This is a genomic window from Hymenobacter daecheongensis DSM 21074 (genome assembly GCF_900141805.1).
Classification (GTDB): domain Bacteria; phylum Bacteroidota; class Bacteroidia; order Cytophagales; family Hymenobacteraceae; genus Hymenobacter; species Hymenobacter daecheongensis.
Genome location: NZ_FQYN01000001.1, coordinates 480,897 through 496,173, shown reverse-complemented (window position 1 = coordinate 496,173; position 15,277 = coordinate 480,897). Strand labels below are relative to the sequence as shown.

10 protein-coding genes are annotated in these 15,277 nt (G+C 60.6%); 6 read left to right on the top strand and 4 right to left on the bottom strand.

What is annotated here, in order from left to right:
• Positions 1-40 precede the first annotated feature (40 nt).
• Positions 41-877 carry a DUF4382 domain-containing protein gene (locus tag BUB62_RS02110; RefSeq protein WP_073105525.1) on the bottom strand — a complete coding sequence of 279 codons (837 nt, stop codon included), beginning with the start codon at positions 875-877 and terminating at the stop codon, positions 41-43.
• A gap of 111 nt (positions 878-988) precedes the next feature.
• Entirely contained in the window at positions 989-4,072 is a 3,084-nt protein-coding gene (locus BUB62_RS02105; protein WP_073105523.1) for an AsmA-like C-terminal region-containing protein, read from the bottom strand.
• Between the two features lie 600 nt (positions 4,073-4,672).
• Here BUB62_RS02105 and BUB62_RS02100 point away from each other — a divergent pair.
• From BUB62_RS02100 to BUB62_RS02090, 3 genes are all read left to right on the top strand, one after another.
• On the top strand, positions 4,673-8,149 hold the full coding sequence (locus BUB62_RS02100; RefSeq protein ID WP_073105520.1) for an Ig-like domain-containing protein: 3,477 nt from the start codon (positions 4,673-4,675) through the stop codon (positions 8,147-8,149).
• Positions 8,150-8,649: 500 nt separating this feature from the next.
• Positions 8,650-9,723: a PorP/SprF family type IX secretion system membrane protein gene (locus tag BUB62_RS02095; protein ID WP_073105518.1), complete on the top strand. Its 1,074-nt coding sequence runs from the start codon at positions 8,650-8,652 to the stop codon at positions 9,721-9,723.
• 68 nt (positions 9,724-9,791) lie between these two features.
• Positions 9,792-11,051: an SUMF1/EgtB/PvdO family nonheme iron enzyme gene (locus BUB62_RS02090; RefSeq protein ID WP_073105516.1), complete on the top strand. Its 1,260-nt coding sequence runs from the start codon at positions 9,792-9,794 to the stop codon at positions 11,049-11,051.
• Between the two features lie 190 nt (positions 11,052-11,241).
• Here the strand turns inward: BUB62_RS02090 and BUB62_RS02085 are convergent, their stop codons facing one another.
• Entirely contained in the window at positions 11,242-11,943 is a 702-nt protein-coding gene (locus BUB62_RS02085) for a ComF family protein (protein WP_073105513.1), read from the bottom strand.
• A gap of 222 nt (positions 11,944-12,165) precedes the next feature.
• On the opposite strand from BUB62_RS02085, the gene BUB62_RS02080 reads away from it, so the two are divergent.
• The 3 genes from BUB62_RS02080 (at position 12,166) to BUB62_RS02070 (ending at position 13,760) form a co-directional block, all read left to right on the top strand.
• Complete coding sequence (locus BUB62_RS02080; protein WP_073105511.1) at positions 12,166-12,543, top strand: carboxymuconolactone decarboxylase family protein; 378 nt, start codon at positions 12,166-12,168, stop codon at positions 12,541-12,543.
• Positions 12,540-12,908, top strand: coding sequence for a hypothetical protein (locus tag BUB62_RS02075; protein WP_073105508.1), 369 nt, complete (start codon positions 12,540-12,542; stop codon positions 12,906-12,908). Before BUB62_RS02080 ends, BUB62_RS02075 begins: the two co-directional genes overlap by 4 nt.
• Positions 12,909-12,992: 84 nt before the next feature.
• Positions 12,993-13,760 carry an exodeoxyribonuclease III gene (locus BUB62_RS02070; RefSeq protein ID WP_073105506.1) on the top strand — a complete coding sequence of 256 codons (768 nt, stop codon included), beginning with the start codon at positions 12,993-12,995 and terminating at the stop codon, positions 13,758-13,760.
• A 114-nt stretch (positions 13,761-13,874) separates the two neighbouring features.
• Here BUB62_RS02070 and BUB62_RS02065 read toward each other — a convergent pair whose 3' ends face one another.
• Positions 13,875-15,158, bottom strand: coding sequence for a protoporphyrinogen/coproporphyrinogen oxidase (locus BUB62_RS02065; RefSeq protein WP_073105503.1), 1,284 nt, complete (start codon positions 15,156-15,158; stop codon positions 13,875-13,877).
• Between the last annotated feature and the right edge of the window lie 119 nt (positions 15,159-15,277).

The window sequence follows — 15,277 nt, the reverse complement described above, 5'->3', positions numbered from 1 at the left end:
ATGCTGGAAACAGGCTTTTTGCTATTCAAAACTGCGAAGCTTACTGCAGCGTGAAGTTCTGTGTGGTCGTGGTGTTGGTCGTCACCGTTACGCCCGAAGCCTCCTGAACTTTGTAGGGGCTTTGGTTGCTGGGGGCCGTGACGGTGGGGAAAGCCTGCACGCGGTAGGTGCCGGAGGGCAGGCCGTTCAGCTGGTAGCTGCCGGTGCCGTCGGTGGCGGTGCTGAACGTGTCGGCGGGGGTGAGGGAGGTGCGGATGGCCAGAATCTGGGGCAGGGCGGCGGCGGGCGTCACGCTGCCGCGCAGGCTGCCGGACAGCGCCTGGGCCACCAGCCGGATGACCGGCTTTAGGATGTAGCGCTCCTCCTTTTTCTTGTTCTTATCCCAGTTGCCGCGCTCCTTGATGGACTTGGCCACGTCGAAATCGAGCAGCAGCTGGAAGGTTTCCGACTGGCGCAGACTCACTTTGTCCAGCTTCAGCTTCACGCCGGAGCTTTGGCCGCTGGGCGTTTTCAGATCGTATACGAAGCCGTCGTTGCCCGTCACGGTGCTGTTGGGGCCCAGAATCAGGCGGATTTCCTTGATGTCGCCAGGGGCGAAATCGGTGCTCACCAGCAAGGCCGACTTGCCGTTCACGTAGTCCATGATGTTCACCATCTGGGGCGTGAAAGTCAGGAACTGCCAGCCGTCAGGCTCCTTTTCGTCTTTCAGGTGCACTTCAATCTGGCGCACGTCCAGCGACACGGCGCGAAAGTCGCCGGGCGCATCGGTCAGCCGCACTTCCAGCTTGGCCGACTTATCAGAATCAGAGTCTTTGCTGCAGCCCGTGAGAGCCAGAGCCGCCAGCGCGGCAAACGAGAGGAGACGGTTAAGCTTCATACGAAACAAGGAAAAGTGAAAAAACGAAGAGCAGCTGCTCCAAGCTAAGCGGCTGCTCTTCGTTTTAAGCAATTATTCGGCCGTTTTTTTGCCGCCTGGCTTTCTTCTGTGCTATTCGCCGGATTTTGCACTATCCGTTGGTACCGGCTCCGGCTCCTTCACGGGGGCGGGCTTTTTCTTGCCGCCAAACAACGTATTCAGACCTTGGGTGGCCTTGTCTTTGAGCTTGGCCTGGGCTTCGAGGCGGCGCTTTTCCAGCTCCAGCTGGGCCTTGCCGGCCAGCTCCTGCTGCTTGCGCTGCAGCTCGTGCTGGAGGCTGTCCTGGGCCACCTGGGTTTTGGCGGCCAGCTTCAGCTTGGCATCGTCTACTTTGCTCTGCACTACGCTTTGCACCAGGCTCTTGGCTAGGTCTTTGGCCTGGGTTTTCACGCCGCCGGTGGTCAGCTTCACTTGGGGGTTGGTCACGGTGCCGCCTATCTTCAGGCCCAGCATCACGCGCTCCGTGCCCTTTATGTTTTGCACGCCGGTGAGCTGGGTGAGCTTGCTGTTCAGAGAGTTGCCCACTTTGCCGGTCGGCACGTCGAGGGCCGTCACGTACTCCAGCCCGCCGCTGCTGATGTTGTTCGAGCCGCCCACGGTCATCTTGATCTGGCCCACGGTCAGGTCGAAGGGCTTCACGATGAAGTTGCCGTTGATGATTTCGGCCGCCACGTCTTTGTTGTTTACCACGAAGCTTCTCAGCTCCTGAAACTGGGTGAGCGTACTGATTTTGTCGAGCACCTGCGAGTTGCCCACGGCCGCCCGCACCACCTCAAACAGGCCCTTGCCGGTGAGTGTGCTGTAGTTCGGCATCATGTCGGGCCCCATTTCGCCGCTCACGTTGAAGTTGGTCGAAAACACGCCTTCCAGGTTGCTGGCCAGCGGCACCAGCGTCTTGATGGAGTTGAAGGCCGCGAAGGCCGTCTGGAAGTTCAGGTTCTTCACGTTCAGCCCGAAGTCGAACGTGGGGTGCGCCAGATTCTTGCTGCTGTACGAGCCGTTGGTGGCAAAGGCGCCACCCAGGGTATTGAACGTGAGGTTGTTGAGGCGGGCGGTTTCGTCGCGCACCGTCACCACGCCCTTCACGTTGTCCAGCTTCAGGTTGTCGTACACCACCTGGTTCACGGTGCTGTTCAGGGTCAGGTCGAAGAACTTCGGAATCTGCAGCACGCCGTCGGCTCGGGTGGCGGCGGCCGGGGCTTTGGTGGCTGCCGTCGCACCCTTCGTGGGCTTGGCCGACACCTCGTCCACCATCCACTCGTTCACGTTGAAGCGCCGCGAGTTCACCGTCAGGTTGCCCCGCAGCGGCTGGCCGGGCGTGAACAGGTAGCCCATGTAGTTGCTGATTGTGCCCGAAGCCGCAATGTCCGACGAGCCCACGAAGCCGGTCATGTTCTGCAGAATAATCCGGTCGTTGTTGAACGTGGCCGTGGCCCGCGTCACTTTCACACCCTGCGGCAGCTCCGGACTTTTATAGGTCACGTTCTGCGCATTCACCGTGCCCGAGGCCACCACGCTTTGGTAGCGGCCGGCCTCAATATCGGCCATGCGGCCTTTGGCGGCCACGTTGCCGTTCAGGCGGCCCGTCACGGTCATGCCTTCCAGCGGGAATATTTTGGTGATTTTGGTCAGGTCCACCACGCCTTTCACATCGGCGTCAAACACGGGCTTGTCGATGTTCTGCACGGCCACGCGGCCTTCCAGCGGCTCGCCGTCGAGCAGCATCCGGAAGTTGGGGATGTCGATGCGCGTGTCGTTCACCTGCCCGGTCGTGTTGATTACCGTCCCGTTCAGGGTCAGATTCTCAATGGGGGCCGGGAATTTCTTGCTCTTCACGTAGCCGTTGGTCAGGTTGAGGCGGGCATTCACCACCGGCATCTGGGTTTTCGAGTACGTGCCTTTGCCCGTGGCATCCACAAACAGCTGCCCGCGCAGCAGCAAGTCCTGCACCGGGTACACCTTCATCACCTCGGCCAGATCCACGTTGGCCTTCACGCGGCCGTCCAGCTTCATCGGCGCCAGCCCGTCGATGATGACGTTGCCGTCAATCGGGTTTTTGCCCAGGTCCAGGTGAAACTGCTTCACGTTCACCTTCACGTTGTTAGTAAAGCCGGAGGGGTTGTCCACGTTCAGGTCCACGTTGATGTTGCGGGCCGCCTGCGGCAGCTGCGGATACTGAAACATGCCGTTGGTCACCTTCAGATTCACACCGTAGCCGGGCATTTTTACTTCATTCTGCACGCCTTTGTAGTAGCCATCGAAGGCCACCCGGCCGTCGGCTTTCACCTCCTTGAACTTCTCCGTGTACACGCCGGGCACCAGACTCAGAATGGTTTTGAAGTCGGTTTCGAGGGCTTTGAAGGTCAGGTCGTAGGTGATGTCGGTGTCGTTGGGCAAACCGATGGTGCCCTGAAAAGTGGCTGGGAAGTCGTTCAGCTTCACCTTGTTGTCGCGGAACGTGAAGAGCATCTTTTCCAGGTTCATGGCCATGGTCACGTCGGCCTCCAGCTTCTTGTCGCTGATGTAGTCCACGCCATCGTAGCGCATCGAAAAGCGGTCGGCGGTGGTCTGGCTCACCATGTCGAAGATATTCTGGCCGAAGTCGCCGGCGCCGGTGTGGTTCACGCCCCGCGCCTGCATGGCAAACGGCAGGCTCAGGTCTTCGTAGCGCAGCCGCCCATCCGTGATTTCCCAGCTCTTGATGGCAATGCGCACCTGGCTCGTATCCTGCCCCTTGGCCGCCGCCGCCGAGTCGGAGAGCAGAATATCCCAGTTGGCCCGCCCGCTTTTCAGCATCCTGATGTTCATGTCGGGCCGGTCGAGCTGAATGGATTTAATCCGGATTTCCTCGCCCCGAATCACGCTCATCAGATCCAGGCCCACCCGAAAGGAGGGCAAGTAGGCCAGCGTATCGCGCGCGAAGGAATCAACGCCAATCACGCGCAGCCCGTCAATGCTCAGCGCCAGGTCGGGGAAGGTGCGCAGCAGGCTCAGGCTCACATTTGAGGGCTCATATTCCACCTTGGCGGCCACGCGCTGGGCCAGCTGCTTGTCGAGTTGCTGCCGGAGCTTGTCTTTGAACAGTACCGGCGTGAGAGCTACGGCCGCCACCAGCACCACCAGAAAAATCAGCAGGCCTAAGAGGAGTTTGCGCATTGGGAGAGAATAAAGCGAGGAAAAAGCTGGTCTTGCAAGCAAGCGCTGCGGGCATAGCGTGGTCAGGCAAAAGTAGGATAGATATTGAGCCAACCACAATCTGCCCCGAAGCATAACGCGGCCCGACCGACCGTAGTGCCTCGGGCGCGGCGACCTTGTAAGGTAGCCGCCAAGCGGGTCTTGGGAGCCCGCGGCTGAGGCAGGGAGCGAAAGATTGAAGGAGGAGAGATAAGCAGCTTATTGCTGAATTGTGTTACATTAATAGTGGCGCTTCGACCTGTTATAATCTAATTTGGTGAAGAGCCATGCACTTAGTGCACACGTGCTTTGGTTTTCAAAAATTCGCTTTAAGTCATCTTGTTCGATGTTTATAATGGAAAAATCAGCGTTAGTTGCATCACAACGATATGCACTATAAGCACAATGAATTGAAATAATTATAAAATGCCCTTGGGTTTCAATCAGCCGATAGTGAACCGCTGGCACCAGCAGCTTCAGTAGCTTTTTTGGTAGATGACCAACTTTTTTTCTGGGTCATAACTCCCTGCTCTTCGCTTCTTCTTTCAATTTCTTCACCCTCTTTCCCACCCGTTCTTACCTATGAAATCAAACGATTACTCCCTCATGCGCACGCTCGGCCGGTGGCTGCTACTGCTGACAATCTGGTGCGCGAGCCCGCTGGCCGCTTCGGCCCAAACGCTGGTCTGGCAGGAGAATTTCGACGGTCCGGCCATCAATCCCGATAACTGGACCTTCGACTTTGGCGACGGCTGCGAGCGGGCCCTCTGCGGCTGGGGCAATCAGGAGCTGGAATACTACACCAGCCGCCCCGAAAACGCCCGCATCGACAACGGCAACCTGCTCATTGAGGCGCGCCGCGAAGCTTTTCAGGGTAAGTCCTTCACCTCGGCCCGCCTGAAAACGCTGGGCCGGATGCACTTTAAATACGGCACGCTGGAGGCCCGCATCAAAGTGCCCGACCTGCAAAACGGCTTGTGGCCGGCTTTCTGGCTGCTGGGTGCCACCGGCAAGTGGCCCGCTAGCGGCGAAATCGACGTGATGGAGATGGGCAGCGCGGCTTCCTACCCCGCCAACGTGAACAACTGGGCCGGCGCGGCCCTGCACTGGGACGAAAAAGGCGCGCACAAATCGGTGGACCAGCTTTACCGGGGGACCACACCGCTCACCGCCGGCTACCACGTCTATAAGCTGCAGTGGGATGCCAGCGCCATCAAGGTTTTCATTGATAACGTGCAGTATTTCAGCGCGGATATCTCGAACCCGGCCAGCGACATGGAGGAGTTCCACAAGCCCCAATTCGTGCTGCTGAACTTGGCCGTGGGCGGTATTTATACCGGCAAGATGAGTCCGGCCAGCATCACGGCCCCGCTGCCGGCCGCCATGCTGGTCGACTACGTGCGCCTGTATCAGAACCCCGGTGATGAGCTGTATGTGGGTAGAAATCAGTCGTTTGCCGGCGAATATGGCGTGCTTTCGGAGCGCGCGAGCATCACCAACAAGCTGGCATTCGATGGGCTGGATGCCAACCTGTATTACTGGAACAACCTGACCAACATCACCGCGCCCGCGCCGGTACCTTTCGAGGGCCAGCAGGTGCTGGCGATGCACGCCAACGCCAACGACTGGTTTGGCATGGGCATCGAAAACGTGGTTAAAAACCTGGGCAACTTCGCCAATGGCTCGCTGAAATTTCAATTCAAGACCACCTACGCCGGCCAGTTTAAGGTGGGCGTGAAAAGCGGCCACGGCGAGAGCTGGATCAACTTTCCGGCGGGCGGCGCGGCGCAATATGGCTTGGTGCGCGACGGCAGCTGGCACGAAGTCACGATTCCGCTCAGCTCCTTCAACCAGCCCAATATGGGTATGCACATCGACCTCGTGTCGATGAACGGCCTGCTTATGTTTGCCGGCGACCCGGCCACCGGCCCGGCCGATTTCTATTTCGACGACGTGCGCTACTCCGGCGGCGTGGCAGCCAATCCGGCACCCACGGTGGCCCTCACCGCGCCGGCTCCCAACGCCATTCTGACGCTGCCCGCCAGCATCAGCCTCGCCGCCACGGCCGCCGATGCCAACGGCACGGTAGCCAAAGTGGAGTTTTATCAGGGCAGCACCCTGCTGGATACCGACTACACCAGCCCCTACAGCGCCACCTGGACCAGCGCGCCGGCCGGCGTATACACCCTCACGGCCAAGGCCACCGACGACGAAGGGGCCACCACCACCTCCAGCCCCGTGACGGTATTCGTGGCCGCCGCCGGCAACACAGCCCCCGCCGTGAGCCTGACCGCGCCCACCGCCAACGCCTCGTTCCTCACGCCGGCCAGCATCACGCTCAGCGCCGACGCCACCGATACTGGCAGCGGTAGTGGCATCTATAAAGTGGAGTTTTACCAAGGCAGCACCCTGCTGGGCACCGACTACACCAGCCCCTACAGCTACGCCTGGACTGGTGCCGCGCCCGGCAGCTACTCGCTCACGGCCCGCGCCACCGACACCGGCGGCCTGACGATAACTTCGGCTGCCATCAGCATCAGCGTGGCCGACCCCGTTGTGCCCGTTGTGAGCATCACGGCCCCCGTTAGCGGCACCAGCGTACTGGCCCCGGCCACGGTCAACATCACCGCCACGGCTACTCACGCCACGAATACCATTGTGAAAGTCGAGTTTTACCAGGGCACCACCAAGTTGGGCGAAGACACCACCGCGCCCTATGCCTACAGCTGGGCGGGTGTAGCGGCCGGTGCCTACTCGCTCATGGCCAAAGCCACCGCGGCCGATGGCTCCGTCACCACCTCGACCCCCGTAGCGCTGACCGTGACGGCCGTGCCCTGCACCAACGTAGCCGCCAACGGCGAGTACCGCTACGAGGTGTTCACCAGCGGCGGCAGCGTCACGTTTACCTTCATCCCGCTGGGCGCTACGGCGAGTGGCAACCTGGCGCTCATCTTTATTCGGGAAGGCAGCATTGGGGCCTATCCCGGCTACCCGATGGTGAAAAATGCCGCCGGCAACTTCACCTTCACCCGGCCCATTGCCAACGGCACGGCCACCAGCTTCTACTTCACCTACCAGGCTGGTGCGGGCGGCCCTGAGCACAACACTTCCAACGCCCCGCACAGCTATACCGTGGGAACCATCTGCACCGGCGGCGGAGCCAATAACGTGCCCCCCACAATAATCCTGACTTCGCCCACGGCCTCCACTACCTTCACCTCGCCAGCCACCGTAAACCTGGCCGCCACCGCCGCCGATACCGATGGCACCGTGGCCAAAGTAGAATTCTACGAAGGTGCCACCAAGCTGGGCGAAGCCACCGCCGCGCCCTACACCTACGCCTGGACGGCCGTGCCAACCGGCTCCTACGTGCTGACGGCCGTGGCCACCGACAACAGCGGCACCAGCACCACCTCGGTCCCCGTCACCATCATGGTGCGCAGCACCGATGGCTCGTGCGCCACCACCACCGACTACAGCTTCCGGGCCGTGACCACCGGCCCGAACGTGACCTACACGCTGCACCCGCTCGGGGCCATTGCGGGCGGTAATTTGGCCATCATCTACATCCGCGAGGGCGCGGCCGGCGCTTACCCCGGCTACCCAATGGTGAAAAATGCCGCCGGTGATTTCACCTTCAGCCGCGCCATTGCTAGCGGCACAGTCACGAGCGTGTATTTCACCTACCAGGCTGGCCCCGGTGGTCCCGAGAAAAACACGGCTGCCACCCCGCACACCTACACCGTAGGCACGAGCTGCGGCAGCACTACCACGGCCACTACCGCCGCCGCCGCTCAGGCCACGAGTACCCTGCACCCCAACCCACTGGGCCAGGGCCGCGCCGTGGTGACCTTTAATGTGCTGGAGCCCAGTGCTTACACCGTTGCGCTCTACGATCTGAAAGGCACCCGAATTGCTACCCTGGGCACCGGCCGCGCCACCACTGGTCAGCCCGTAGCGCTAAGCATCGCGGCCGGCACTCTGGCCAACGGCATTTACCTGGTGAAAGTAACCACGGACACGGCCGTGCTTATCAAGCGACTGGTAATAAGCCGCTAGCAGTCCCTGGTCAGATGCCAGCCCGGAGTCGGCTGGCACCTGCTTACTGCAGTTCTCCGGTTGGCTGATATACAAGTCGTCAGGCTCCCCTCTCCCCAAGGAGAGGGGTTGGGGGTGAGGTCCCGATGGCCGCACCAAGCCCCAGTCTAAGCGCTGCGGTATATTCTGAGTAACGCAAATGGGCAGGTGGCTGAAGAGCTATCTGCCCATTTGCTGTGGGACATAAACCACGGCAGCGGCCATATTGCTGAAAAAGCCCTCCGCATCTTCGTTTGCGGCCGATAGTATGCGCCGCAGCTAATCCAGTTCCATGCACATTGTCAGCGCCCAAAGCGCTAACCTCCGAGTCGTGCTTTCAGTCTTTCCCGGCCGCTGGCTGAATCTGGCTCATGTACAAATCATAAACTTGGTTGAATTAGGAGTAAAATCAGCAGTTTAGGGCCTCGCCAAGACCTTGGCATGTACCAAAACGGCGGCGCATTGCGTTACCTGGTCAGCTTATGCACCCGTACCTGCCTGAACCCCTTACGCTTTGCCTTCAGCGGTCCGCTTCGGGCCGGCGGCTGGCCGTGGCCGCGCTGGCCGCTGGGCTCGGGCTAGCTAGCTGCCCCGCCGCGCAGGCCCAGGATTTGTACTTTGCCCAGCCTTACGCCACGCGCCTGCACACTAACCCCGCCTTCGCCGGCCTGCTCGACGACTACAGCATCACGCTCAGCTACCGCAACCAGTTTCCTACGCTGGCCGGCACCTTCCAGACCGGCCAGCTCGCCGCCGACTACCGTTTTGCCGATCAGCACAGCGCCGCAGGCCTGCTTCTAAACACTGACCGCAGCGGCCAGATCGGCTACACGCGGCTGGAAGTGGGCGGCATCTACGCCTACCACACCCGCCTCACCGGGCAGTTCAGCCTCAGCGGCGGCCTGCATGCCGCCTACGGCCACCAGCGCATCAGCTACGCCAACCTCGTCTTCGGCGACCAGCTCGCCGAAGACGGCCGCCTGACCGGCCCCAGCGCCGAGCCGCTCGACCTGCAGCCCGTGAGCTACCTCACGCTGGGCACGGGGCTTATTTTGTATAATGACAACTTCTGGGTGAGCACGGCCGCCCACCACGTCAACCAGCCCGACCTGGGCTTTGCTACCCAAACCCGGCTGCCGTTGCGGCTCAATCTGAGTGGTGGCATCAAGCATTTCTTCCTGAAAAAGACTGAAAAGCAAGTCTACCGCGAAATCAGCCTCTCGCCCACGGCCAGCTACACCCGGCAGGGCGGCTCGCCGCGGGCCGAGGTGGGGCTGTATGGCACCATCACGCCCATCATGCTCGGGGCCGTGTACCGGGGCGTGCCGCTACCGGGTGCCAGCCAGCCCCAACAGATTCTGACTGCGGTAGTTGGCGCGAATATTGGTGCGTTGCGCCTCGGCTATAGCTACGACCTCAGCCTGAGTCAGCTGAGTGCCGATTTGGGTGGGGCCCACGAGGTCACGCTCAGCGTGCGGCAGTTTGATTCGTTGGAAGCGGCCTGGCGCCGGTTAAAACGACGGAATTACCCGTCAATACCTTGCCCAGCCTTCTAAATTTGCGTATACTTGCATCCGAATTGCCTTTCCTAAATCATTTCCTCTCAGGTAGTTTCAACTTGATCATGAATTTTTCCAAGTACCTGCGTTTCGCGGTCGTAGGAGCCTGTGCGCTGGCTTCGTGTAAAGGAGGGCCACCCACGGCTACCAAACCCGGTAAGTACAGCTCGACCACGGGTCTGGAGTACAACACCGAGGAAGGCATGCGAGTGGCTGACTACAAAGGCATTCCGGAAGGTCCCGGTCTGATCTTCATTGAAGGCGGCCGGACGGTGCTGGGCTCGCAGGAAGAGGACGTAACGATGACGCACGACAACATTGAGCGTACCGTTACCATCGCCTCCTTCTACATGGACGAGGCCGAAGTGGCCAACATCCACTGGCTCGAATACCTGCACTACGCCCGCAAGGACTCGTCGGAGGAATTCTACCAGTCGGCGCTGCCCGACACCACCGTGTGGGCCCGCGAGCTGTCGTTCAACGACCCCTATGTGGACTACTATCTGCGATACCCCGGCTTCCGCTACTTCCCCGTGGTGGGTGTGAGCTGGCTGCAGGCCAACGACTACTGCACTTGGCGTACGGCCAAAGTGAACGAGCGTTTGGCCGGCGAGGGTGACGAAGGCGGCAGCACCAAGAAAAAAGGTGGTCTGTTTGGCCGCAAGAAAAAAGGAGACGCCGCTGAGGGCACCGCTGATGCTGACACCGGCGATGGTAAGGTGAAAATCTCCATTGAAAACGGCAACACGCTGCCCAACTATCGCCTGCCCACGGAGGCAGAGTGGGAGTACGCCGCGCAGTCGCTCATCGGTACGCAGGAGGCTGGCAACGAAAACCAGGAGAATAAGCGTATTTACCCATGGGATGGCCGCCAGGTACGGAATCCGTACGGCAAAGGCATGGGCACGTTCCTGGCCAACTTCAAGCGCGGCCGTGGTGACTACGCTGGTATCGCCGGTAGCCTGAATGACGGCGCCATGATTACGGAGTACATCTATGCGTATCCACCGAACGATTACGGCCTCTACAACATGGCCGGCAACGTGAACGAATGGGTGCAGGATATCTACCGCCCGCTGTCGTTTGATGACGTGGAAGATCTGAACCCCTTCCGCCGCAACGGCTACCTCGACCCCGCCGAGAAATACGACAAAAAAGGCTATCAGTCGCTCATTGACGACCACGTACGCGTGTACAAAGGCGGCTCCTGGCGCGACGTAGCCTACTGGCTGTCGCCCGGCACGCGCCGCTTCATGGCTGAAGACTCGGCTACCGCTGCCATCGGTTTCCGCTGCGCGATGATTAACGCCGGCTCGAACAAATAGAACCGCGGATTTTTCGGATTCCACGGATTTCGTGGACGATTATTCCAGACAAGAAAGGCTACCCCTGCGGGTAGCCTTTCTTGTTTTTGCGCTTTGCTGAACACAGGCCCAATAAATAGAGCCAGCCGTTTGCATCGACTACGAAATCCGAAAAATCCGCATCAATCCGTGGTTTAATCAGTGGTCAGGCTTAGCGGTCGGCGCAGGCGATGGTGGCGATGCTGACTTCGCGGCAGCCGGCGGCTAGTAGGACGGCGGCACAGGCTTCGAGGGTGGCGCCGGTGGTCAGCACGTCATCTACCAGCAGCACGCGCTGACCGATGATGGCGGCGGGCTTGGCTACTTCGAATACCGTGGCTACGTTCAGCCAGCGCTCGGTGCGGTTCTTTCGGGTTTGGGAATCGGTGTGCTCGGTGCGGCGCAGGGCGTGGGCGCTCCAAGGCACCTCCAGGCCCAAGGAGAGGCCTTCAGCGAAGCTGTCTGATTGGTTGAAGCCGCGCTTGGCCAGCTTGCGGCGGTGCAGCGGTACGGGCACGATGAGGTCGAAATCGGGGGCGAGGCCCGCCGTGGCCAGTTCGGTGCCGTACCAGCGGCCCAGCACCCGGCCCACGTCCTGCTGGCCCTGATACTTGAGCTCGTGCAGCAGGTGCTGCACGCGGCCGTGGCGCAGAAAGCGCAAGTAGCTCAGGGCATGGCGCACGGGTACTTTGCCCCAGAAGCGGCGGGCCAGCGGGTTGTCTTTTTCGGGCAGCTTGTGGTAGTCGGTGTAGGGTAGCTGGGCGCGGCAGGCGGTGCAGATATGGTCTTCGCCCCGGCCCAGCGGCTCGATGCAGGCTAGGCAAGTGCGCGGAAAAATCAGGGATACGAAATCGGCGAATAGCGCGGGAAGCATAAGGAGGGTTGAATGATAGGTGTTGAATGTTGAATAAGGATTGAGCTGGCTCAGATAGGCGACCCGACGGTGAGCGGCGCGGAGAATCTTGTGCGTATTTTTGGGGCGCTGATGCCGGCGGCGGGGAGTAAACGAGCTTTCCTTGTTCAACCTATTCAATTTCCGCCAGTATCCGGCCGGCTGCTTCGTTCAGCCTTCAACATTTAAAATTCACTATTGCCCATGTCTCAGGTCACTGAATTCAATGAGTACCGCCAGCGCATGAACGAGAAGATCATGGCGGCCGATAACAAGGTCATCAAGCGCTTTTTCAACCTCGATACCAACACCTACCAGGCCGGGGCCGTGGACGTGAAAACCAAGGAAATGCTGGGCCTGGCCTGCTCCATGGTGCTGCGCTGCGACGACTGCATCAAGTATCACTTGGGTAAGTGCTTCGAGGAAAAGCTCACCGACGAGGAGATTTACGAAGTGTTTGCCATTGCCAACCTCATCGGCGGCAGCATTGTGATTCCGCACTTTCGCCGGGCGGTGGAGTATTGGGAAATTCTGAAGGAAGAAGCTACCACGCCCGCGCCGGAGCACCACCACGCGGTATGAGCCAGCTCCACGTAGACGAAAGCGAGGCCCAGTTTGAGGCCCGCTGGTGGGAGCTAATGAACCAGATGAAGGAGCGCTTTGGCAAGAAGCCCGACTTGAACGCGCTGCTGTTGCTCATTGGGGTGCAGGAGTTGGGGCAGGGCGCGGGGCCTTTCACGAAGGAGCAGAAGCAGGATTTGATGCACATTGCCACCTGTCGGCTGTTTAGTCTGTCGGGCTATTATGCTTTGGATCAGGTGGATACCGATGGGTGGCCGCATTACAAGCTGGTGCGTCCGGTGCCCTTCGCCAACCTGAAAGAGCAGGAGCGGATGCTGAAATGGCACATCCTGGAGTATTTCGATGCCTTTATGAAGGAGGAATAAAGAACAAGCCGGGCGGTATGGTCAAAGCCGACGGTCATGCTTCGACAAGCTCAGCATGACCGTCCTAAAACGTAAAATACACCCTTGAAAATCATCACCTACAACGTCAATGGCCTGCGCTCGGCTTTGAGCAAGGGGCTGCTCGACTGGGTTCGGGAGGCCGACCCGGATGTGCTGTGCCTGCAGGAAATCAAGGCCGGACGGGAGCCGCTGGATGTATCGGGATTTGCGGCCCTGGGGTATCAGGCGTATCTGCATCCGGCCCAGAAGCCGGGCTACAGCGGCGTGGCCATTTTTACGAAGCAAACGCCGAAAGCCGTGGTAGTGGGCTGTGGCACCGACTGCTACGACCTGGAAGGCCGGGTGCTGCGCCTTGATTTTGAGGAATTTTCGGTGCTGAATACCTATATGCCCTCGGGCACGAGCGGCGACGAGCGGCAGGCCTTTAAGCTGGAATGGCTGCGCTTTTTTCGCGAATACGTGCGCGAGCTACGGGCCACGCTACCGGGCCTGGTCATCGGGGGCGACTTCAACTGCTGCCAGCGCGACATTGATTTGCACAACCCGAAAACCAACCAGAACAGCCCCGGCTTCACGCCCGCCGAACGCGCCTGGTTTGCTGCTTTCCTGGCTGATGGCTACACCGATGCCTTCCGCCACTACCACGGCGACGCGCCCGGCCACTATTCCTGGTGGACGTTTCGCGCCGGCGCCCGTGCCCGCAACGTAGGCTGGCGGCTCGATCATCTGCTGGTGGATGCCGGCCTGCAGCCCCGCATCATCGGTGCCGGCCACCTGCCCGATGCCGTGCACTCGGATCATTGCCCGGTGTTTGTGGAGCTGGCGGGTTAGGGTAAAGCAACTGTTAAACCGTCTGTCATCCTGAGCAAAGCGAAGGACCTTATGGGCGTAGAACGACTATCGTAACAACGACGTGTTCTGCTCATATAAGGTCCTTCGCTTTGCTCAAGATGACAGATGGGCTGATAACAGCAGCTCCGCTACCTCCCGACCCGAGGCCATAGCGGCGTTCAAGGACGGATAGGCAGTATAGTCGCCGCAGCGGAACAGGTTTTCGGCGAGCCGGAGGGGCTGGTGGGCGGGCTGGCCGGCCACGTATTGGGGCAGCGCGTGCGGAATGTGGTAGGTGCTCAGGTGCTGCCAGGCCGCGGCTTCGGGGCCGAACCAGGCGGTGAGTTCGGGGCGGAGGCGGGCGGTTAGCTCGTCGTCGGTCAGGGTTTGGGAGCCGTGGGTGCTGACGGAGATGAGCGTGCGGCCGGCGGGGGCGTAGTCGGGGGCCACATCGCTGGGGAAAGCCACGTTGTGGGCCAGGCTGGCGGGGGAGGCGTTGAGACGCAGTAGCTTATCAGCGCGGGCAGGGGAGTGGTCGGCGGCGAAGTAGGTGCAGGTGGTGCGCCGCCAAGCAGTGGCTACAGGCTGGCGCGAGGTGGGCAGCAGGCGGGCGGCGGCCTCCCCATCGACGGCCACTACCACGGCGGCGGCTTCCAGCGTTTCGCCGTTTTGCAGCCGGATTATCTGGCCGTCAATAGCTTCCACTTTGGTATTGAGCCGCACTGTGCCGGCGGGCAGGCGGGCGGCCAGCTGCTCCGGAATCTGCTGCATACCCAGGGCCGGCACAGCGGCCTCGCCCCGCACAAACTGCTGGAACACAAATTCGAAGAAATTGCTGGCCGTAGTCAGCTCCCGATCCAGAAAAACACCGCCGAAAAATGGCCGGAAAAAGCGGTTGATGATCTGCTCGCTCCAGCCATACCGGCGCAGGTAGGTGAGCGTATCGACGGACGGCTGGCTGAGGAGCTGCTCGCTGGTCTGGCCCTGTATTTTCTGCACGAAGCTCAGAATGCGCAGCTTATCGGGTAGCGTGCCGATGGGGGCGGTGAGGGCGGAAAAAGCCGCCATCGGCTGCTGTAGCGGATTTTGAAGCGTGGTTTCGCGGCTATTTTCCAGCCGGATAACGGCCCCGGAGCGGAAGGCCCGCAGCTGCAGCGCCCCGTAGTCGAGCAGGCGCTGCACTTCGGGGTACTTGGTCAGGAGCACCTGAAAGCCGCGGTCGAGGCGGAAGCCGTCGGGGGTGAGGTCGGTACGTACCCGGCCGCCCACGGCCTCATCGGCTTCGAGCACCAGCACGGCGCGGCCGGCCCGGTGCAGGTAGTTGGCGCAGGTGAGGCCCGCCATGCCGGCCCCGATAATGATGATGGGTTTTGGGGAAGTAGCGTTGGTAGCAGTCATGCTTTGGCAAACCGCGAAGTAGGGCGCAGGGTTACGGCGCGGGGGCAGTGTCATTGCGAGCAAAGCGAAGCAATCCTTTCTGGACATTGAGCCTAACCTTGATTCAGCAGAAAGCCCTG